The sequence below is a fragment of the Herbihabitans rhizosphaerae genome (genome assembly GCF_004216555.1).
Lineage (GTDB): Bacteria > Actinomycetota > Actinomycetes > Mycobacteriales > Pseudonocardiaceae > Herbihabitans > Herbihabitans rhizosphaerae.
The window spans coordinates 340,817-361,059 of the sequence record NZ_SGWQ01000006.1 but is presented as its reverse complement, the minus strand read 5'-3'; the positions used below and the strand labels follow the sequence as shown (position 1 = coordinate 361,059).

The 20,243-nt window shown below is 70.4% G+C and carries 19 protein-coding genes; 14 read left to right on the top strand and 5 right to left on the bottom strand.

Annotated elements, in window-relative coordinates:
- Positions 1 to 76 precede the first annotated feature (76 nt).
- The 6 genes from EV193_RS20120 (at position 77) to EV193_RS20095 (ending at position 5,837) form a co-directional block, all read left to right on the top strand.
- The gene (locus tag EV193_RS20120) at positions 77 to 376 is read left to right on the top strand and encodes a hypothetical protein (protein WP_130345707.1); all 300 of its coding nucleotides are present in this window, start codon (positions 77 to 79) and stop codon (positions 374 to 376) included.
- Between the two features lie 3 nt (positions 377 to 379).
- A complete protein-coding gene (locus EV193_RS20115; protein WP_130345706.1) occupies positions 380 to 2,716 on the top strand; it encodes a hypothetical protein in 2,337 nt (778 codons plus the stop codon).
- A gap of 11 nt (positions 2,717 to 2,727) precedes the next feature.
- A complete protein-coding gene (locus EV193_RS20110; protein ID WP_130345705.1) occupies positions 2,728 to 3,264 on the top strand; it encodes a hypothetical protein in 537 nt (178 codons plus the stop codon).
- Between the two features lie 142 nt (positions 3,265 to 3,406).
- Positions 3,407 to 3,721 (top strand): hypothetical protein, encoded by a 315-nt coding sequence (locus tag EV193_RS20105; RefSeq protein WP_130345704.1) that lies wholly within the window; start codon positions 3,407 to 3,409, stop codon positions 3,719 to 3,721.
- Positions 3,718 to 5,334, top strand: coding sequence for a hypothetical protein (locus EV193_RS20100; RefSeq protein ID WP_130345703.1), 1,617 nt, complete (start codon positions 3,718 to 3,720; stop codon positions 5,332 to 5,334). The genes EV193_RS20105 and EV193_RS20100 overlap by 4 nt, the downstream gene beginning before the upstream one ends.
- Before the next feature lie 41 nt (positions 5,335 to 5,375).
- On the top strand, positions 5,376 to 5,837 hold the full coding sequence (locus EV193_RS20095) for a hypothetical protein (protein ID WP_130345702.1): 462 nt from the start codon (positions 5,376 to 5,378) through the stop codon (positions 5,835 to 5,837).
- Here EV193_RS20095 and EV193_RS20090 read toward each other — a convergent pair.
- Entirely contained in the window at positions 5,824 to 6,633 is an 810-nt protein-coding gene (locus EV193_RS20090; protein ID WP_130345701.1) for a dienelactone hydrolase family protein, read from the bottom strand. The genes EV193_RS20095 and EV193_RS20090 overlap by 14 nt on opposite strands.
- Before the next feature lie 51 nt (positions 6,634 to 6,684).
- Here EV193_RS20090 and glmS point away from each other — a divergent pair, with 51 nt between their 5' ends.
- Positions 6,685 to 8,574 carry a glutamine--fructose-6-phosphate transaminase (isomerizing) gene (gene glmS, locus EV193_RS20085; RefSeq protein WP_130345700.1) on the top strand — a complete coding sequence of 630 codons (1,890 nt, stop codon included), beginning with the start codon at positions 6,685 to 6,687 and terminating at the stop codon, positions 8,572 to 8,574.
- A gap of 1 nt (position 8,575) precedes the next feature.
- Here the strand turns inward: glmS and EV193_RS20080 are convergent, their stop codons facing one another.
- Positions 8,576 to 9,226: a hypothetical protein gene (locus EV193_RS20080; RefSeq protein ID WP_130345699.1), complete on the bottom strand. Its 651-nt coding sequence runs from the start codon at positions 9,224 to 9,226 to the stop codon at positions 8,576 to 8,578.
- Between the two features lie 85 nt (positions 9,227 to 9,311).
- Entirely contained in the window at positions 9,312 to 9,632 is a 321-nt protein-coding gene (locus EV193_RS20075; RefSeq protein WP_130345698.1) for an ArsR/SmtB family transcription factor, read from the bottom strand.
- A gap of 89 nt (positions 9,633 to 9,721) precedes the next feature.
- On the opposite strand from EV193_RS20075, the gene EV193_RS20070 reads away from it, so the two are divergent.
- Positions 9,722 to 10,483: a hypothetical protein gene (locus EV193_RS20070; RefSeq protein WP_130345697.1), complete on the top strand. Its 762-nt coding sequence runs from the start codon at positions 9,722 to 9,724 to the stop codon at positions 10,481 to 10,483.
- On the opposite strand, the gene EV193_RS20065 is transcribed toward EV193_RS20070, so the two are convergent.
- Positions 10,480 to 11,037 carry a hypothetical protein gene (locus tag EV193_RS20065; protein WP_130345696.1) on the bottom strand — a complete coding sequence of 186 codons (558 nt, stop codon included), beginning with the start codon at positions 11,035 to 11,037 and terminating at the stop codon, positions 10,480 to 10,482. The genes EV193_RS20070 and EV193_RS20065 overlap by 4 nt on opposite strands.
- 136 nt (positions 11,038 to 11,173) lie before the next feature.
- On the opposite strand from EV193_RS20065, the gene EV193_RS20060 reads away from it, so the two are divergent.
- The 5 genes from EV193_RS20060 to EV193_RS20040 all read left to right on the top strand — a co-directional run bounded on the left by EV193_RS20060 (position 11,174) and on the right by EV193_RS20040 (position 16,740).
- The gene (locus tag EV193_RS20060; RefSeq protein ID WP_130345695.1) at positions 11,174 to 12,631 is read left to right on the top strand and encodes an NAD(P)H-hydrate dehydratase; all 1,458 of its coding nucleotides are present in this window, start codon (positions 11,174 to 11,176) and stop codon (positions 12,629 to 12,631) included.
- A gap of 7 nt (positions 12,632 to 12,638) precedes the next feature.
- Entirely contained in the window at positions 12,639 to 13,739 is a 1,101-nt protein-coding gene (gene alr / locus EV193_RS20055) for an alanine racemase (protein ID WP_130345694.1), read from the top strand.
- A complete protein-coding gene (locus EV193_RS20050; protein ID WP_242613518.1) occupies positions 13,736 to 14,839 on the top strand; it encodes an alpha/beta fold hydrolase in 1,104 nt (367 codons plus the stop codon). Before alr ends, EV193_RS20050 begins: the two co-directional genes overlap by 4 nt.
- Positions 14,824 to 15,297, top strand: a complete 474-nt coding sequence (tsaE, locus tag EV193_RS20045; protein ID WP_130345826.1) for a tRNA (adenosine(37)-N6)-threonylcarbamoyltransferase complex ATPase subunit type 1 TsaE — start codon at positions 14,824 to 14,826, stop codon at positions 15,295 to 15,297. The genes EV193_RS20050 and tsaE overlap by 16 nt, the downstream gene beginning before the upstream one ends.
- 267 nt (positions 15,298 to 15,564) lie before the next feature.
- Entirely contained in the window at positions 15,565 to 16,740 is a 1,176-nt protein-coding gene (locus EV193_RS20040; protein WP_130345693.1) for an HNH endonuclease signature motif containing protein, read from the top strand.
- A 3-nt stretch (positions 16,741 to 16,743) separates the two neighbouring features.
- Here the strand turns inward: EV193_RS20040 and EV193_RS20035 are convergent, their stop codons facing one another.
- Positions 16,744 to 19,317, bottom strand: coding sequence for a M14 family zinc carboxypeptidase (locus EV193_RS20035; protein WP_130345692.1), 2,574 nt, complete (start codon positions 19,315 to 19,317; stop codon positions 16,744 to 16,746).
- Positions 19,318 to 19,417: 100 nt separating this feature from the next.
- Between EV193_RS20035 and EV193_RS20030 the strand changes: the two genes are divergently transcribed.
- Positions 19,418 to 20,242 carry a prolyl oligopeptidase family serine peptidase gene (locus tag EV193_RS20030; protein ID WP_130345691.1) on the top strand — a complete coding sequence of 275 codons (825 nt, stop codon included), beginning with the start codon at positions 19,418 to 19,420 and terminating at the stop codon, positions 20,240 to 20,242.
- The last annotated feature ends 1 nt before the right edge of the window (position 20,243 follow it).

Below are 20,243 nucleotides of genomic sequence, written 5' to 3'. Positions count from 1 at the left end.
TCCCGCGTCAGAGGCCGCGTAACCGAACTCAGAGCAAAGGCCGGGGGTACGGGTGGCTTTCGATCAAGACCTTCAGATGGACCACGACAAGCTGCGCGTGGTGGCGACGGATCTCGAGGCGTTCGCGCGGTCCATGGAGACCGTGAAGAACCACATGAAGAAGGATCCGCTGACCAAGGGCATGCTTGGCGGCCACCCGGACACCGTCGCGGCGATCGACGCGTTGAACGGCGCGATCGAGCGCCTGTCCGTGTCGACCGGGCACGCCGAGAAGTTCCTGCGTGACGCCTCGACCAAGGTGAGGCAGTCCGCGGACTCCACCAAGGCGACCGACGTCAACAACTCATGGGGGCTCAAGAAGGCGGGAGGGCGCTGACGCATGGCCGAGGGATTCAGCCACGAGATCACCGACCGGCTCAAGGAGCCGAGCCCGGTCGACCACCCGGACTCCGGGAAGATCCTCGACAAGCTCGACCGCTACAAGAAGATGTGCGACAAGGACCGCTGGGGCTTCATCTACGGCACCTGGCGCAAGCACGTCGCCGCCAGCCCGTCGGACAAGGGCAAGTGGGCGGGCGTGCCGTCGTGGGGCGAGTCCCCGGACGACTCCGACGGCGAGGGCGGGAAGTGGTGGAAGCTCAAGATCATCAACTACCGCGCGATCGACGTCGTCTCCGAGCGCCTCATCGCGGTCAACTTCACCACCCTGTCGAACGTGCCCACCGTCGTCGGCCAGTTGGACAAGAACCTGGACGACGCGTGGAACGGTCAGGCCAGTGAGGCGGCGCGGAAGAAGTTCCAGCCGCTGACCGAGGCGGCCAAGGAGCACAGCAGGCAGGGCAAGCACCTCGTCGAGGCGCTCAACGGCGCCGCGCGGAACAGCAAGACCGCCATCGAGAAGCTCTGTAACTTCTTCGAGACCGGCGACGGCAAGCGCATGGTCGACAAGTACAAGGAGCTCGGCGAGGACGGCAACGGCCACCACCGGCGCAATCTGCTGCGCGAGTGGATGGACGCGATGCACAACATCTGCGAAGGCGGCGGTGGCTGGGGCATCGACAAGACCGACCGCGAGACCTGGGGCGAGAAGGAGAGCGGCGACTCCGACTGGATCCCGGTCAACTGGGAGGAGTTCGCCAAGCCCTACGTCGACGACCAGTCCGGTGTCTACCTGGACAAGGGCTGCGACGACACGCCGGCCGATATCAAGGTTCGCGAGCTCAACGAGTTCTGCAACGACTACTACTCGATGATGAAGTCGTTTCGCCAGTTGGTCGACACGACGGTCGAGGCGGTCGCGGCCGAGTGGCGGACGTTGCGGGACATGTGCGGCGCCGGCCATGTGCCCGGCGACCCGTACAAGACCCTCCAACTGGAGGCGCCCAAGAACGATCCGGGCAAGAACGACCCCGGAAAGAACGATCCAGGCAAGACCGACCCCGGCAAGACCGACCCGGGGAAGACGGACCCAGGAAAGACCGACTCGGGCGGCAACGGCTCCCAGGACACCGGTCAGCAGAAGGAGTACACCCCGCAGGACGTGCCCAAGGCGCAGGTTCCGGGTGACACCAACGGCGACGGCAAGCCCGACACCCCTGGCGACGCCAACGGTGACGGCAAGCCGGACATGCCGGGCGACGCCGATGGTGACGGCAAGCCGGACGCGCCGCAGGGCAAGCCGGAGACGGTCACCATCAAGCACGGCGACAGCACGATCACGATGTCCAGCCCCGACGGGTCCGGCCACGTGAAGCTGACCGTCGACAACGGCACCGGCCCGCCGAAGACCTACGACGTCGACTTCGGTGCGGCGACCGGTCAGAACCAGGGCCAGCCGGGCGTGCCCGGTCAGCCGGGCATGCCGATCCCGATGCAGGGCCGGGACGGCGCCGTGCCGGGGCAGGGCGGCCCTGGCGGGATCGACGGCCCGCCGTTGATGCTCGACGAGAACGGCAACCCGCTGCCCCAGCCGAGTCAAGGGCCGGGCGCGCCGGTGCCGGGTGCACCGGTTCCCGGTGAGCTGCCGGTCCAGCCGGGTCCCGACGGCAAGGCTGTGATCCAGGACGGCGACATGACCATCACCGTGGACCAGGCGGGCGGCCCGGACAGTCCGGTGTCGATCACGGTCGACGACGGCGAGGGCCCGCCGAGCACTTACACGGTCGAGAACGTCGAGGGCCAGGACAGCCCGCAGGGCGTCGCCGAGCGCGTGCCGGCGGACCAGCAGCACGTTCTGCCCTCGCTGCAGACGCCGAACGACCCGATGCCGGTGGCACCTGGACCGGCGACGGTCGACGGTCCCGGCGGTGCCGGGCCGGGTGGCGGCGGAGGTGCCGAGCCCGCGGCGGCCGCGTCCGCCGGTGCGCCCGGTCCGAGCGAGCAGCTGACCAACGCCGCGACGCAGGGCGGGACCGCCCTGGAGCCGGGCGGGTCGGTCGGTGCCGCGGCGCCGGGCAGCATGGGTGCCGCCCAGGCCGGTATGCCGGGTGAAGCCGGGCTCGCCTCCGCGCCAGGCGGTGGCCAGGGCGCCGCAGCCGGTGGCCAGGGCATGGGCGGTATGGGTATGGGCGGCATGCCGATGATGGGTGGCATGGGCGGTGGCGGCGGTGGCGAGGACAACGAGCGCCAGCGCAGCCAGTGGACGACCGAGGGCAACCTGTTCGACGACGACACGCCGGTGGTCAAGGGCGGGGTCATCGGGCAGAGCAACAAGTAACGGGAGCGCTCGTGTACGGAGACGACAGCCCCGAGGTCCAGGCGCTTCGGGCGGAGTACGACCGGTCGTTGGCGGTGTTCAACGCCAAGGTGGACGCCATCACCAACGAGTTCGAGGCGGACGTGCGCGAGGCCGAGCAGGAGCAGGCCCGGCGTGACGCGGAGAACGAGGAGCTGCGTCAGTACTACGAGGGCCTCAACGCGGAGAAGGCCGCGGAGAAGGCCGGGACGAAGGACGCCTGGGGCGCGCGCCCGCAGGTGGACGTGCACTACTCGTTCGAAGGCGAGGAGCTGCAGGACGACACGCCCACCCCGCCGGCGGGCATGGTCGCGCCGGTGCCGCGCAAGGAACGGCGGGTCGAGCAGGTGCCGGAGCCGGCCCTGTCGGCCGACGGGCACTTCCTGAGCTTCGACCCGGTGGACGACGAGTCCGGTCGGCCCACTCCTGAGCCGGCTCGTGCGCCTCGGCAGGCGGCCAGGCCGCAGCAGCGGCAGGCGGCTCCGGTGGACGACGACGAGGATTTCTCGGCGCAGAGCTGGGTCGAGTAACGCATCGGGTTCGAGGTCGGGCGGTCACCCACGGGTGGCCGCCCGATTTCGTTGTCCGGATTCGGGAACGGAGGCCCGCCGGCCGGCGTCGGAGTTGGGACCGGGGTGATGCCCTGGCGAGCGCGCGGATCGGGGTTGAGAGTTGACCGACGGATACAACGCGGACGCCGGTGAGCTGGCGATCGTCGCGGACGCGATGCGGCAGCGGTCCGGTTCCATGAGCGGATGGGCCGACGAGCTCGGGGCCACCGGCCTCACCGTCGAGGATTTCGGCGCCGCCTTCGCCGACGCGGGCACGGCCTATCTGGCCGCCGTGCGCGATCGTCTCGCCGCCGGTGTGCGCGCCTACTCCGACAGCAACCAGGCGTTCGGCGACATGATCGGCGACACCGCCACCGGCTACATCGCGACCGACGAGCACGAGGCGCAGTTCATCCGGGAGGTGGGGAAGGCGTGAACGACGTGATCGCGGCCCCGGGACGGATCGCCGTCGGCACCGGATTCGACCGGTCGGTGGCCGCCGCCGAGCGTGACGCGGCGGAACGGCAGCTCGAACAGCTCGCCAAGAATACCGAGGCCTCCGGCGGCTCCGGGATCGCCGATTCCAACACCCTGCTCGATCCCGGCGCCGTCGGACTCCGGTTCTTCGAATGGTTCGGTCCGTCCTACGTCTTGTGGACCGAAAAGCACGTCGGTGGGATTTTCGAGGCCTACGACGAGTTTCGGGGAATCGCGCTGGAGAAGTTTCGTTCCGACGCGCGCGGATTCGGCCGGATCGGCGCGCACCTGGACGAGGCGACCACCGACCTCGACCGCGATGTCCGCGCCGCGCGCGCGGCGTGGACCGGCGGTGCGGCCGAGATCGCCGAGGAACACTCCCGCGTTCTGTTGAGCGGCGGGCGGGCCGTCACCGACGGCGTGAGCACGGCGAGTTCCCTTGTGGCGGAAGGGATCCGGCTGGTCGAGTCACAGGTGCTCGAGCGCGCGAGGGCGGTGCTCGGACTCTGGACCGACCATATCGCCGGGATGAATCCGCACCATGTGGAACTCGTCGTGCTTGCCGCGAAGGGACGCCTGAAAGAAGAGCACCTTCCGCTGCTGGAAAGTGTTCCGTTGTACGAGCCGCACCGTTCCTATCTCGCCGGTTCGCGGATCGACACCGGGCAGAAGCTCACCATTTACGGCCACCTCGCGTCACAATGGCTGACCGGCACCTTCGTGCCCGCGTTCGACGCGCACAAATCCAGCTTCGACAGCATCTGCTCGGCGACCAAGAACGCGGTCGGTGAGGGGTGGACGGGAATCGTCGACGGAATCACCGCGCTCGACGCGAACCCGTTCGACGGAACTCCCGGGCACGAGGGTGGCACCCCGTCACCGAACACGGGTATCGACGCGCCCGGGGACGGCACGGTCACCGTGTCCGAGCCGGACGCCGACGGCATGGCCTGGGTGACCGTGCGCGACGACGACGGCTCGATCCGCTCCTACCGGGTCGACCTGTCCTCGGGAACGGCCACGCTGACCGACAACGGCAGGCCGATCACGGTGACCAGGGACGCCGACGGCACGCTCGCGATCACCGCCGGTGAGCCAGCGGGCAAGGAGATCGTCGACGGCGGGCCGGCCGGCACCGAGCCGAACGCGGCCGCCTCGATCACCCCGGCCGCCGCCCCGAGTGCCTCGCCGGCCACGACACCCCTGCCCGTCGCGCCGATGGTGGCCTCGCTGGGCGGCGGCGGTACCCGAGGCGCGGGCACCTCGCCGAACTCCGGCCAGCCGTCCCAGCACACGTCGCAGACGCCGCTGGACGGCGGGATCCTGGTCGGCGCGCAGGAGCCGGTGCCACCGCTACCGGCCGCCACGAGCACCACGACCACCGCGGCGACGACTCACGGAGGCGGCGCGGGCATGCCGTTCATGCCGATGATGCCGATGAGCGGCGCCGGCGGGGACCAGGACCGCGAGCGCAAGCGTGGCGCGCCGGACCCCGGCGACTCGCCGTTCGCCGAGGACCTCGACAGCTACCGGCGCGTGGAGGAGATACTCGACCCGGACACGGGACAGTGAGGCGAACCGCGGCTCGTGTCACGGGGCACTAGGAGGCGAGGGTGAACGACGACGTCCTCGCCGCGGCGCGGCGCCGGTGGGAGGCCGCGGCGCTCAAGTCCAGCGAAACCCTCCGTCGCGCGACCCGCGATGTCGAGCACGCGCGCACCCAGGCCAGGACGAACTCCGCCGCCGCGACCGAGGATGGGCTCCGGCTGGCCTGGGAGATGGCCCGCCGCGCGCCGAATCCGGCCGCCGCGCCCGCCTACACCGATCCGGAGTCCGAGCTGATGAAGCTGGGCTCCGAGGAGGACGCCGCCGAGCGGCACCGCCTGGATCTGTTGGCGGCCAAGCGAAAGCGCGCGGAACAACTCACTGCGGAGTCCGCCGAGGGGCAGAGCTTCCTGGTGGAGTCGTTCGACACGTCGTCGATCAGGCCGCCCCGCCGCGAGGACCGGTCCGAGCAGGTCGACCCGACGCTGCCGCGCTCGATGCGCCGCCGCGCGGGCGTCAGCGACTGGTGAGCTCCGGCTCGCCCATGATCACCGCGCGCTTGACGTCGGCGTCCAGCAGCACGTCGTAGCGCTCCTCGCCGGTCAGGTGACGCAGGAAGAACGCGGTGAGCAGTGCCTTGGTGATCCGCCGGACACCGTGGTCGGGCTTTCCGGACACCAGCAGGTCGCTCCAGTGCCGGCCCTCGGCGAACGACAGGTGATTCGCCTTCGGCAGCAGCCGCAACTGCGCCGGCCCGCCCCAGGCGTCGGCGATCAGCTCGGCGTTGCCGGCCGGCGGGGCGACCAGATCCGCGCCGGCGGCCAGGTGCAGCGACGGCATCGCACACCTGCGCGCGGCGTCGGTCGCGTACGGCCGGGTCTGCGCGGCGGCGAGCGTGGCGACCGCGCGCACCCTGCCGTCCTCGGCCGCGGCGAGCACCGCGCACCCGCCGCCACCGCCGTGCCCGGCGATGCCCAGCTTGCCGGCGTCGACGCTGATGGCACCGTCGCCGAGCCGCACCCCGGCGCACACGTCCAGCGCGGTGCGCAGGTCGCCGGCGAGCAGACGGTGCGAGCCGAGCGGACCCTTGTGGGTGGCCGGCGCCGCGGTGACGATGCCCCAGGAGGCCAGGTGGCGCAGCAGGCCGAGGTACCGGTCGGGCGGCTGCAGCCAGCCGTGACCGAACGCGACGGCCGGCAGCCCCAGGCCGGAATGCGGCGTGAACACGGTGCCGGGGACCCCGGCGAGCGCGAGATCGCCGCGCAGCACCTGGTGTGGCCCGGGTCGGGACAGCTCGTCGAGCAGGTGCTTGGGCTTCACGGCCATGAGGTGGACGATATCGCGGGCCTGCCTCGGGCACTCGTTACCCTGTGCCGCGTGTGCGGAATCGTGGGATACGTGGGGCATCGGCCGGCGCTGGACGTCGTGCTGGAAGGGCTGAGACGCCTGGAGTACCGGGGTTACGACTCCGCCGGCGTGGCGGTGCTCACCGGCTGTACTGATGCCTCTGGCGCCGGCGGGCGCGGAAATCTTTCCGTGGAGCGCAAGGCCGGACGGCTGGCGAACCTGGAGGCGCGCCTCGACGAGGTCGGGCGGGCCGCGTTCGGCGGGATGGCCGGCATGGGGCACACGCGCTGGGCCACGCACGGCCCGCCGGTGGACCGCAACTCGCATCCGCACCGGGACACCGCCGGCCGGATCGCGGTGGTGCACAACGGAATCATCGAGAACTTCGCGTCGCTGCGGGCCGAGTTGGAGGCCGACGGCGTCGAGTTGACCAGCGACACGGACAGCGAGACCGCCGCGCACCTGATCGCGCGCGAGTACGACTCGGGCGAGACGGCCGGCGACTTCCCGGCCAGCGTCCGGACCGTGTGCCGGCGACTGCACGGCGCGTTCACGCTCGTGGTCACCCATGCGGGTGAACCGGACAAGATCGTGGCGGCGCGCAGGTCCTCGCCGCTGGTGGTCGGCGTCGGTGCGGGTGAGACCTTCCTGGCGAGCGATGTGGCCGCGTTCATCGAGCACACCCGCGACGCCGTCGAGCTGGGCCAGGACCAGGCCGTGGTGATCACCCGCGACGGCTACGAGGTCACCGATTTCCACGGCGGGCCGAGCGAGGCGCGCGAGTTCACCGTGGACTGGGACCTGTCCGCCGCCGAGAAGGGCGGCCACGAGTACTTCATGCTCAAGGAGATCGAGGAGCAGCCCGACGCGCTGGCCAACACGCTGCGCGGGCACTTCGTGGACGGCCGGATCGTGCTGGACGAGCAGCGCGTGTCCGACCAGGACCTGCGCGACGTGGACAAGGTGTTCGTGGTCGCGTGCGGCTCGGCCTACCACTCCGGGCTAGTCGCCAAGTACGCGATCGAGCACTGGACGCGGCTGCCCGTCGAGGTCGAGCTGGCGTCCGAATTCCGCTACCGCGACCCGGTACTGGACCGCGCGACGCTCGTGGTCGCGGTGTCCCAGTCCGGCGAGACGGCAGACACGCTGGAGGCGATCCGGCACGCCCGCGCGCAGAAGGCGCGGGTGCTCGCGGTGTGCAACACCAACGGCGCGCAGATCCCGCGCGAGTCCGACGCGGTGCTCTACACGCACGCCGGGCCGGAGATCGGGGTGGCGTCCACCAAGGCGTTCCTCGCCCAGATCGCGGCGAACTACCTGGTGGGGCTGGCCATCGCGCAGGCGCGCGGCACCAAGTACGCCGACGAGGTGGCGCGCGAGTTCGCCGAGTTGGAGGCGATGCCGGCCGCGGTGAAGCAGGTTCTGTCCACTGTGGACACCGTGCGCGCGCTCGGCCGGGAGCTGGCCGACTCGAAGGCGGTGCTGTTCCTCGGCCGGCACGTCGGCTACCCGGTGGCGCTGGAGGGCGCGCTGAAACTCAAGGAGCTGGCGTACATGCACGCCGAGGGCTTCGCCGCGGGTGAGCTCAAGCACGGCCCGATCGCGTTGATCGAGGACGGTCTGCCGGTGGTCGTGGTGATGCCGTCGCCGAAGGGGCGCGCGGTGCTGCACGCGAAGCTGGTGTCCAACATCAGTGAGATCCAGGCGCGGGGCGCGCGCACGATCGTGATCGCCGAGGAGGGCGACGAGACCGTGCGGCCGTTCGCCGACGAGCTGATCGAGGTGCCGGCCGTGCCGACGCTGCTGCAGCCGCTGGTGTCGACCGTGCCGCTGCAGGTGCTGGCCGCGGAGATCGCCCGGGCGCGCGGCTACGACGTGGACAAGCCGCGCAACCTGGCCAAGTCGGTCACCGTGGAGTGATCTACAGCGTCCACTCCCAGCCGCCCTCGCCGCGCATCAGGATCGGGCGGTACTGCAGGATCCCGGTCGTGTTCTTGACGTCGAGCACGACCTCGAACACGTACTTCGACGCCGGCGCGAGGTCATACGGCGCCGTCCGGCCGGTGCGGCAGCCGTAGGTGGGGGCGGTGTGCACGTTCGTCTCGGTCACGCCGTCCGGCCCGAGGACGCTCATCTCGTAGCTGCTCAGCACGCTCGGTGTGACCTGCTTCGAGTACTGCTGGCTGGTGTTGACCTCGAACGTGAGCACCACGAAGTGCCCGTTCTCGGGCTTGCTGGCGTAGCGGTTGGTGCAGCGCGCGTCCTTCTCGATCTTCGTGAGGGTGAAGGTGGCGGCGACGTTGCCCTGGCGGTCGCTGAGACTGTCCTGCTCGCCGACTCGCTTCGGCACGTTGCCGCGCTGGTTGCTGTTCGGCCGGCTGGGGGTGGTCGTTGTCGTCGGGGCGGGCCTGGTGGTCGGCCGCTCCTCGGGGGGCTCCGGCGGCTCTGGGACCGTTTCCGCGGCGGCGAGCGGCGGCCCGGACTTGGTCACACAGGCCGCGAGCGAGGTGGTCGCCAGCAGCGTCGCCATCGCGATCGCGACGTGCCGGGTGAGAGTTCGCTTGCGCGCCATGGGGTTTCCGCCTCCGTCGAAACGTTTCACTGCTCCGACACGGTCGGCCGACGGCCACGTTCCGTTACCGATACGGGGTGTGATGTCAGTCGGGGGCGCTGTCCAGGATCGTGTCCACCAGGCCAGGGAACCGGGTGTCCAACTCGGCCACTCGCAGCGTGTTGATCCGCTGCCGGCCGCTGTCGAACTGGCGGATGATGCCCGCCTTGCGCAGCGATCGGAAGTGATGGCTCAGCGTCGACGGTGACACCTCGAGCCCGAACGTGCCGCACGGGCGGTCACCATCGGCGATCAGCATGCGCACGATCCGCCGGCGCGTCGGGTCGGCCAGCGCGTGCAGCACGTCGTCGATCGCGACCTGGTCGATCTCCGGATGCCGCAGCGGCGTCCACCTACCCAGCGGCACTGGCCCTCCACCAACTATTCGATAACTCACGAAGAGATTACCTCCCGACTGGACTATTCGACATGTGTCGTAAAGACCTGGAGGTACACATGAAGATCCGATCCGTCCTCGCGTTATCCCTCGCCGCCGTCGCGATCACCGCGGCGCCGGCCGCCGCGGGACACCGCCCCGATCCGGCACCGGGTGGGCCGAAACCACCGGTCGAACCGGTCGTCGACGGTCCGCGCAACCTCGACGACCTCTCCGTCGCCGCCCACCCGGACGGCGGCACCCGCGACGGCGTGGTCGTCGCGTTCGACCGCACCAGCCGCACGGCCACCGGCGAGAAACCCGCCCCGGCCACGCGATTCGTGTTCCTGTTCGACAAGTCGATCCGGTTCAATCCGGAGAAGTTCCCGACCTGCGCGCGGGCCGACTACGAGGCCGGCGGACCCGCCGCGTGCCCGCCTGGTTCGAAGGTGGGCCAGGGCGTCGGGACGTTCTACCCGTCCGGAGAGGCCGAGGTGGCCGTGTTCAACACGGTTTACCCGAACGGCCTGCGCGGCGTGCTGATCACGGTTCCGGCCGTCGGCGGCATCCTGGAGAACACGTTCGAGCCGGTGTCCGCGCCGTACCGGGGGACCTACGCGTGGGGCTCCGACGAGCTGGTGATCTCCGCGCTTCCGCCGCAGCAGCGCTCGGCCACGACCCGCTTCCGGGTGTCGTTCGGCGCGGTGATCAGGAACGGCGACCAGGTGCACAGTTTCGCCGAGAGCGACGCGCCACGCGGACGCGATCTGCGCTTCGGGCTGTGGAGCCGGTTCGTTACCGGCCAGGTGGCACTACCGCAGACCTGGAGCAGGCGCGATTAAAGCTGCCACTCCCAGCCGTAGTCGGCGGCCAGCGGTGGTCGGTACTGCACCGCGCCGCTGGTCGCCTTGGTGTCCAGCACGATCTCGAACACGTACTTCGAGCTGGGCGCGAGGTTGTACGGCAGCTTCTTCGCGGCGCGACACCCGTAGGTGCCCGGCGTGGCCACCTCGGTGTCGGCGACGCCGTTGAGGCCCAGCACGCTGAAATCGAGCGGGTTGAACAGGCTGGGCGTCGAACGCGTGGAGAACTCCGCGGTCGTGGCGATCTCGAAGGTCAGCACCATGAACTGGCCGTTGCTCGGCTTGATCGAGGCGTCCGCGCACTTGGCGCTCTTCTCGATCTTGGTGAGCTTGAAGGTGGCGAAATGGCCGCCCTCGCGGTCGGAGAACCCGCTCTCCTCGCCGATCTTCTTCGGCAGATTGCCGCGCGCGTTGGTGGCCAGCGCCTTGCTCGGAGTGGTTGTCAGATCCGCGCCCGGTTGCGCGTCGGCCGATGTCTCAGCCGGCGCGGCCGGTGGCTCGGTGCGATTGCCGCAGCCGGCGGCAGTCAGCACCGCGAGCACCATCGCGCCCGAGATCGCTGCTAATCGACCGTGTTTCAGCGCGCGCTCCTGCCCGTGAGTTGTTGGTGGCCCTGTCGGTCGGCACGGGCTCGCCGTTACGGCCGGCGGGTTCTGGCACGCTAGCCCCATGCAGGGCGTGTGGACAACAGCTCGCGTCAAGGCCGCGGAGGACCGACTGCTCGCGCGCACCCCGGCCGGAGATCTGATGCGGCGCGCGGCGTACGGCGTCGCCACGCACGCGGCCGAGATGCTCGCCGGGCACACCGGCGGGGTGGCCGGCCGCCGGATGGCGCTGCTCGTCGGGGCCGGCAACAACGGCGGCGACGCGCTGTGGGCCGGTGCGTTCCTGCGCCGTCGGGGTGTCGGGGTGACCGCCGTGCTGCTCGCCCCCGAGCGCGCGCACGCCGAGGGGCTGGCCGCGTTGCGCCGTGCCCGGGGCCGGGTCGTCACCGCCGAGCACGCTCAGGTGCTGGACGACGTGGACCTCGTGATCGACGGGATCGTCGGGCTGTCCGCCCGCGGTCCGCTCCGGCCGGACGCGGCGGCACTCGTGGACCGGGTGACCGCGCCGGTGCTCGCCGTTGACCTGCCGAGCGGGGTCGACCCGGACACCGGTGCGGTGGACGGGCCGGCCGTGCACGCCGACGTCACCGTCACGTTCGGGTGCCGCAAGCCGGTGCACGTCCTCGCGGAAAGTCGTTGTGGCACAACGGTTCTGGTGGACATCGGGCTGCGGCCGGAGCTGGGCGAGCCGGACATCGTGGTGCTCGACCGCGTCGACGTCGGCGCGGAGTGGCCGGTGCCGGGTCCGCGCGACGACAAGTACAGCCAGGGCGTCACGGGTGTCGCGGCCGGCTCGGCCACCTACCCGGGCGCGGCCGTGCTCACCGTCGGCGCCGCCGTGTCGGCCACCTCCGGCATGGTGCGCTACGCCGGGCCGGCGGGTGACGAGGTGCGCGCCGCCTGGCCGGAGATCGTCGCCACCGGATCGGTCGCGGACGCCGGGCGGGTGCAGGCGTGGGTCGTCGGGCCCGGCCTCGGCACCGGGAAGGCCGGCCGGGACACGCTGGCCGAGGTGCTCGCAGGCGGGGTGCCGACCTGTGTCGACGCGGACGGGATCTCCTTGCTGGCCAAGGATTCCGGGCTCTGGGACGCGCGCGAGCCGGGCGTGCCGGTGGTGCTCACGCCGCACGACCGCGAGTTCGCGCGGATCGCCGAACCGAAGGGTGTCACGCTCGGCGCGGACCGGGTCGCCGCCGCGCGCGAGCTGGCCGAGGTGCTCGACGCGGTGGTCCTGCTCAAGGGCAACACCACGATCGTGGCCGCGCCGGACGGGCGGCTGCTGGCCAACCGGTCGCGCGGCTCGTGGCTGGCCACGGCCGGCTCGGGCGACGTGCTGTCCGGCCTGATCGGCGCGCTGCTCGCGTCCGGCATGGATCCGTGGCTGGCCGCCGGACGCGCCGCCTGGCTGCACTCGCTGGCCGGCGAACTCGCCGCCGACGGCGCACCCACCTCGGCGTCCGCCGTCGTCGCCGCGATCCGGGACGCCGTGCGCCAGGCCCGGCTCGGTGCTGTGTCACCATGAACGCGTTATGGCAGACATGCTTCCGCCGCGCGCCGAAGTGGTCGTCGACCTGGACGCGATCAGGCACAACACCGCGCTGCTGGCCGCACGGGCGGCCGAGTCCGGTGCCGCCACCATGGTCGTGGTGAAGGCCGACGGCTACGGGCACGGTGCGCTGCCGGTCGCCCGTGCCGCGCTGGACGCGGGCGCGACCTGGCTCGGCGTGGTGTCGGTCGCGGAGGCGATGTCACTGCGCGAGGCCGGCGTGCGCGCGCCGCTGCTGTGCTGGCTGGACGTGCCCGGCACGGACCTCCGCCCGGCCGTCGAGTCCGATGTGGACATCGGAGTGTCCACTGTGGAGGGTCTGCGGGCGGCGGGGCCGGGTGCCGCCGTGCATCTGAAGATCGACACCGGGCTGACCCGCAACGGGTGCCCGCCGGACCTGTGGCCGGAGCTGGTGGCGGAGGCGGCGAGCAGTGGCGTCCAGGTGCGCGCGATCTGGTCGCACCTGGCCTGCGCGGACGAGCCTGGCCACCCCTCGATCGACGCGCAGGCCAAGCGGTTCGACGACGCCTACGACATCGCGCTGGCCGCCGGACTGCGCCCGATGCGGCACCTCGCCAACTCGGCTGCCACGCTCAGCCGGTCGGATCTGTGTTTCGACCTCGTCCGCGTGGGCATCGCCGTGTACGGGCTGAACCCGTTGCCGCACAAGGAAGATCTCGTGCCGGCGATGACGTTCCGCTCCTCGGTGGTGCTCACCAAGCGGCTGCCGGCCGGCGAGTCGGTCTCATATGGACAGACGTGGACGTCCACAGTGGACACCACGGTGGCGCTGGTGCCGGTCGGGTATGCCGACGGGGTGCCGCGCACGCTGTCCGGGCGGATGGACGTGCTGCTCGGCGGGCGGCGCAGGCCGGTGGTCGGCCGCGTCTGCATGGACCAGATCGTGGTCGACTGCGGAGACGATCCCGTGCGCGTCGGCGACGAGGTGGTCCTGTTCGGCACGGGGGCGGACGGCGGGCCGACCGCCACCGAGTGGGCCGACACGATCGGGACCATCGACTACGAGATCGTCACCGGGATGTACCGCCCTCGGGTGACCCGGCGCTACGTGGGGGAGCCGTGAACACACCTTCAGGACGGATCGCCGCGATCGTGGGTGGCGCGGTCGGTATCGCCGCCACCGGCACGGCGATCGGTGCCACCCTGCTGTCCCGGCGGCGCAAGGCCGAGGACCCGTACGCCGACGAGCCGCTCGGCAAGCTCCAACCGGACCGCACCAGCACCGTCGCCGCCGACGACGGAGTGCCGCTGTCGGTCGAGGAGATCGATCCCGCCGACGGCGGCAAACCCGACCTGACCGTGGTCTACGTGCACGGGTTCGCGATCAGCCGCCGCTCGTGGCACTTCCAGCGGCGCGATCTGGCCGAGCTGGACGGGCCTCGGGTGCGGCAGGTGCTCTACGACCACCGCGGCCACGAGCGGTCCGGCCACTCCGCGCCGAACGAGCCGGAGGCGAGCTCCATCGAGCAGCTCGGCCGCGACCTGGACGCGGTGCTCCGCGCGATGGTGCCGAACGGGCCGATCGTGCTGGTCGGACACTCGATGGGCGGCATGACGATCATGGCGCTGGCCGAGCTTCGGCCGGAGCTGTTCCAGGACCGGGTGATCGGAGTCGCGCTGATCGCGACCGCGGCCGGCGAGGTCGGCACCGCCGGGATTCCGCGTCCGCTGCTGAGCAAATACAACCCGGTGACGCGGCGGATCGGCGGGCTGGCCGACTGGCAGCCGGGGCTGGTCGAGTTCGTGCGCGCCTCCGGCGGGCAGTTGACCAGGCGCGCGGTGCGCACGTTGGCGTTCGGCAGTCGCGACGTCAGTCCCGCGTTGGTGACCTTCATGATGCGGATGCTCGACGTGACGCCGGTGCGGGTGCTCGCGCAGTTCATCGAGACGCTGGACGGGCACAATCGGTACGCCGCGCTGGCGGGTTTGAAGTTCTGCCATGTGCAGGTGATTCACGGTGACACCGATCGGATCACGCCGTTTCAGCACGCGGAGCGGACGGCGCTGGAATTGCCGGACGCGGAATTGGTGCGGGTTCGCGGGGCCGGGCACATGGTGATGATGGAGCAGCCGGATGTGGTGAACGGGCATCTGGCTGATCTGGTGGCGTTGTGTGCGGCGACGCCCCGGTCGGGGAAGCGGAGGAAGTGGTGGCGGCGGTGACCGTCGTTGAGGTGCCTCTGGTCGAGGACACGCTTGCGTTGGGGCGGCGGATCGGTGCCGTTCTTCGGGCGGGGGATTTGGTTTTGTTGTCGGGGCCGTTGGGGGCGGGGAAGACGGTTTTGGCGCGTGGGATTGGTGCTGGGTTGGGGGTTGTCGGGCGGGTGAGTTCGCCGACGTTCATCATCGCGCGGGAGCATCGGGCCGGGGCGCGGGGCGTCGCGATGGTGCACGTGGATGCTTATCGGCTGGGTGGGCGGCTGGACGAGCTGGACGACCTGGACCTGGACACGGAATTGGTGGACGCTGCCGTTGTTGTGGAATGGGGAGAGGATCTGGGGGAACGGCTTTCTTCGGACTATCTCCTGGTGCGGCTGGAGCGGCGGCTCGACGACACGCGGGTGGCTCGGGTGGAGGCGCACGGGTCGTGGTTGCGCGAGTCCCGCGCTGTGCACTGGTGAGTTCCGCGCTGTGCTTCGGCGTGGGGGTGGCTCTTGGGGTGTGGCGGCGCGGAATTGTGCGGGCCGATTCTCACAAGTCAAGGGCGCCTTCGGCGTCGCTTCGCGATTCCTCGCTAGCGCTCGTCACCCTGGACTTGTGAGCCTCGATCGGCCCTAACGGCTGGCGCTACGGGCAGGCTCCGCCTGCCTTTTGCCCGTACCGCGCCGCCACCTTGCTCCACATAGTTTCACCCCATAGTGGTCGGTCGAATTGGGTAGAATCGAGGCATGAGGGGACAACAACTAATCGACGAGCTACGGGCTCGCGAAATCCACATTCGACAACTCGAATACGAGCGGCTTCAACTCGTCCACGAAATCCATGAGCAGGGCATCGCGAAAGAAATGGGCGCCTACTCCACGGCATCGTTCCTGCGGGACACCGTGCGGATCTCACCCGCCGATGCACGCCGGCGAGTAGCCGACGCCAACGCGTTGTTCGGCTCCACCACACTGACCGGGCAACCCATCGAGGCGCAGCTGCCCGTGGCGGCGCGGGCGCTCGCCGCTGGGGCGATCAGCCGCGATCACGTGCAAGTTGTGCGCACCACCATCGACACACTCCCCGCCGAGCATCACGCCGACGTGGAGCAACTCCTCGTGGAGGAAGCCACACGGTTCGAGCCGGTGACACTCGGCAAGATCGCCACCCGCACCCGCGCCCACCTCCAGCCCGAACAAGTTGTCCTGGAAGAACAACAGGCCCGTAAGCGCATGGAATTCTCCATGATCGAAGACATCGACGGCACCATCCTCCTACGCGGGCGACTCTCACCCGAATGCGCCGAAGTCCTCAAAGCCGCACTCTCACCACTCGCAAAACCCGCCGGCAAAGACGACAACCGATCCGCCACACGCAGGTGGGCCGACGCGCTCATCGAGCTGGCGCACCGCATCCTCAACTCCGACACACTCCCCCAAGACGGCGGACGACGACCACACCTCGCCATCACCATTTCCTACGAACAACTCCGCGACCAAATCGGCCTCGCCCGAGGCGACTTCGGTGCGCAGATCACACCACAAACCATCCGACAGATCGCCTGCGACGCAGGCATCACACCCATCGTCCTCAACAGCGAAGGCCAACCACTCGACGTCGGACGCGAACAACGGCTCGTCACCGCAACAATCCGCGCAGCACTCATCGCACGCGACAAAGGCTGCTCATTCCCTGGGTGCGATCGGCCACCAGAGTGGACCGACGCACACCACATCATCCACTGGATCGAAGGCGGAATAACCTCAGCAGAACTCATGACCCTGCTCTGCCGATTCCACCACACGATCATTCACGAACAAGACTGGGAAATCATCATGCAGAACGGGATCCCGTACTACATCCCGCCAGCGTGGGTCGATCCGCAGCGCAAAGCCATCCGCAACACCATGCACGCCGCCTGAGCATCAGCGGGCCGATACGGGGGCGGGTACGGTCGCCGCCCAGAACACCGCCTTTCCCACCTGCGCGTACAGGCCCTTCGGGTGATCACGGAACAGCGGCTCGGTCCCGAACAGCACCACCCGCGCCCCACGTTCGTCCACACCGGACACCACGGCCGCCTGACCCGCCGCACCCTCCGGCCCGCCGGTGCCGTCCTCGCGCGGCAACCAGTGGCCGGCCAGATGCGGCGACACGGCCGCGAAACGCTGCTCGGCCAGCACGCCCGGCCCGAGATCGGTGAACCACACCGGCGAGTACACGAACGAGTGCGGCAGCGCCCCGGCCGCCACCGGTCCGGCTTCGTTCACCACGTTGACCACGCCGTTGGCGTCCTCTCGGCCGATCACCGGCTTTGCGGCCAGCAGGCCGGCGTCGGTGTTGAACGCGGCGCCCGTCTCGCCTCGGGTGACCACCCCACCGCGCGCGAGGAAACCGTCCAGGGCGGCGCGGGCCGCCGGGGTGAGATCGGCGTAGGACAGGCCGGATGACACGAACAGCGTGTCCACGCGGGACCAGTCGAAGCCGGCGTTCAACAATTCCGCATCCACTGGGCGCACCTCGAAACCCATGTCCCGCAACGATTTCAGCTCGTCCGGTGCCACCGCTCCGGCGATCACCGGCCGGCGCATCGGCGTGCCGGGCTCGCCTGCGGGTGCGAGGGTGAACCGCACGCCGTAGCGGTCGGCCACCTCCAACACCGCCGGCCGGGCCGACGCGGGGGCGACGACGGTGCCATCGGCGCGGCGGGTGAGGGTGAGGCCTCGGGCGAGCAGGTCGTTCACGGCGCGCACGTCGGTTCCGTCCGCAACGCGCAACATCATGGCCTGGCCGGGGGCGGCGTCTACTCCGCCGGTCGGGTCCGCGACCACCACGGGCCGGCCGTCCACGCGCAACGGTCCATTGTGGACGACGTCCACGGTGGCGCCCCACAAGAGACCGTTGCTCCAGCCGGAGATGTCGTACATCTGCGGCACCTTCGCCGACACGTTGCCGCCCGCCTCCAGCAGCGCGTTCGCCAGGCCGCGCTTGGGCTGGCCCATGTCGATCACGTACGAGCCGGGCGGGTACAGGCGGCCGCCGGCGGAGAAGGCGCGCTTCGCCCGGGTCACGCGAATATCGGCCGCGACGAGGAAGTCCACCAGTCGCGCCGCCGCCACGGCCGAGTGTTGCCCACCACCGGAGGGGATCACCCAGGCGCGTGGGAACGTGGTGCCGTACCGGTCCTCCGGCCCGAATCCCGGCACGAACCCGTCCGGGATGAACCGCTGCGCCTCCCCACCCCACCCACGGCGGAACAGCTCGATCTGATCGGCGATCAGCGACTCTCGGTTGCGATCGGTGTAGTCGATCGCCGCGCGCATGGTCGCCGCCGCGACGTCCGTATTGATCGCCGATCGCCGGCGCAGCTCGGGCACCGGGAGCTCGTCGTAGGCATCTCGGTTGACCTGCATCGGAATCTCGATAGTGTGCCCGATCGCCCCGTGGTACATCTGGTACATCGGCGTGAAGATCGGCGGCCAGTCGTCCCAGTCGCCCGGCGCCAGGTCACGGAACGGGATCACCGGGCTCACCTCGGGGTGCCCGGTCGCCTTCGCCGCCGCCTCCATCCCCAGCGCGTTCGCGTACGCGTGCCGGATGTACAGGTCGTAGTCGTAGTTCTGACCGTGCGGCGCGGTGGTCGGCTCGATCAGCGTCCCGTCCACATACCCGTGCTCGTCCAGCATCACCAGCGGCTGCGTCGTGTGCCCGATTGCCCGCATCGCGCGGGTCTCCGGCTGGGACACGGTCACGTGGTCGCGGTTCAGGTCGAAGCCCGCCGCGTTCTGCCGCACCCCGGCGTTGCGGCCGTCCGGATTCGCCGTCACGTTGAAGTAGATCCTGTTGTGGCGCAACAACTTGAGCGCCGCCGGGTCGGACGTGGTGGCGAAGTACTCGATCAGGCGCATCGCGCCGTCGGTGCCCTCCCACTCGTCGCCGTGGATGTTGTTGTTGATCCAGATCGGCGCCTTGTACTCGCGCCGCAGCCACGGATCCCGTGCCGCGCGCACCGGGTCGTCCTCGATCAGATCGCGCCAGCGCGCCTGCCGGCCGGCCTCGCGCGCCGACTCCGGCGCGGTCAGCGTCACCAGGTACAGATCACGCCCCAGGCCGGACTGCCCGACCACCTCGACCGACACCCGGTCGCCGGCGTTCTGCAACGCGTTCAGCTTGGGCGCCAGCCCGTGGTACGGGTACAGCCCGAGCTTGATCGACTTGTCCGCCGGATCCTCCGGGTACACGCGCAGCTCGGTCTGCCTCGGGTAGCCCTCGCCCGGCTTGCGGCGGTTCTCCCCGCGCGGAGTGGCCGCGGCCGCGCGAATGCCCGGCCCGTCCTTCGCCGCGATCGTGTTGCGCTCCGGCCCGTTGCCGGGGTGCTCACCTCGGGTGATCCGGTTGCCGGGGTCCGGCGGCGGCTGGGCCACCGCCGGGGACACGGTCAGGGTGAGCGTGCCGGCGGCGAGCAGAGCGACGGCGGTGGTGAGACGGCCGAGTGACATGGCGTACCTCCGATGCGGAAAGCCGTCACCTACCTAGCCGTCGGCGGGGTGCACGTCAATATCCCGGCGCTATGTTGTGATCAGCCGAGAGGAGGCGCCGATGTCCGTGCCGGACCTGAGCTACGACGCGGAAGCGCCCTACGACGTCGTCGTGACACCGGTCGCCGAGCGGCCGGGAGTGGCCATCGCCGAGTGCCGGTTCGACAACGTCGAAGGCGATCCGGTCGACGCGTACCTGGTCTCACCGGTGGACACGCCGCCGCGCGCGGGCGTGGTCTTCCAGCATTCGACCGGTGGCCGAGGCGCCTTTCTCGCCGAGGCGATCCGGCTGGCCGAGGCCGGCGGGATCGGCCTGTGCCTGCCGGTCACGTTCCAGGCCTCCGGCGAACTGCTGCCGATGATCCGACAGTCGATCTTCGCCATTCGCCGGGGCGCGGCCATCCTGCTCCGGCACACCGAGCGGCTCGGCTGCGTCGGGCACAGCGCCGGCGCGATGATGGCCGCCGTGGTGAGCGGGATCGACCGCCGCTTCGAGTGCTTCGTGTACGAGGTGGGAATGTCCGGGCTCAGCTTCCACATCCGGGACAGCCAGCACCCGATGTGGCAGGCGCGCCGGGCCACCACACCGCCGGACGAGTTGGACGCGCTGCTCGCCGAGATCAGCCCGTACGACGCCGTGCACTTCGTCGGCGAGGCCGCCGGGACGCCGGCGCTGTTCCAGGCGGCCCGGTTCGACATCGGGGTCACCGCGGCTGAGTACCAGACTTTCTTCGACGCGGGCAGCGATCCCAAGGAGCTGCACTGGTACGACTCCGGCCACGAGGCGTCCTACGACGTGGCCGCGCAGGCCGACCGGGCGCGGTTCCTCGCCGCGCACCTGGACCTCCCGGCGCTGCCCGGCACGCTCGCCGACCGGGTGGGCTGAT

Bases quoted from the DNA above. Each gene is read 5' to 3' on its own strand.
- EV193_RS20030 (WP_130345691.1), top strand. From the start codon at position 19,418: ATGTCCGTGCCGGACCTGAGCTACGACGCGGAAGCGCCCTACGACGTC.
- EV193_RS20060 (WP_130345695.1), top strand. From the start codon at position 11,174: ATGCAGGGCGTGTGGACAACAGCTCGCGTCAAGGCCGCGGAGGACCGA.
- EV193_RS20070 (WP_130345697.1), top strand. From the start codon at position 9,722: ATGAAGATCCGATCCGTCCTCGCGTTATCCCTCGCCGCCGTCGCGATC.
- EV193_RS20090 (WP_130345701.1), bottom strand. From the start codon at position 6,633: ATGGCCGTGAAGCCCAAGCACCTGCTCGACGAGCTGTCCCGACCCGGG.
- alr (WP_130345694.1), top strand. From the start codon at position 12,639: ATGGCAGACATGCTTCCGCCGCGCGCCGAAGTGGTCGTCGACCTGGAC.
- EV193_RS20080 (WP_130345699.1), bottom strand. From the start codon at position 9,226: ATGGCGCGCAAGCGAACTCTCACCCGGCACGTCGCGATCGCGATGGCG.
- EV193_RS20035 (WP_130345692.1), bottom strand. From the start codon at position 19,317: ATGTCACTCGGCCGTCTCACCACCGCCGTCGCTCTGCTCGCCGCCGGC.
- EV193_RS20040 (WP_130345693.1), top strand. From the start codon at position 15,565: ATGAGGGGACAACAACTAATCGACGAGCTACGGGCTCGCGAAATCCAC.
- EV193_RS20120 (WP_130345707.1), top strand. From the start codon at position 77: ATGGACCACGACAAGCTGCGCGTGGTGGCGACGGATCTCGAGGCGTTC.
- EV193_RS20115 (WP_130345706.1), top strand. From the start codon at position 380: ATGGCCGAGGGATTCAGCCACGAGATCACCGACCGGCTCAAGGAGCCG.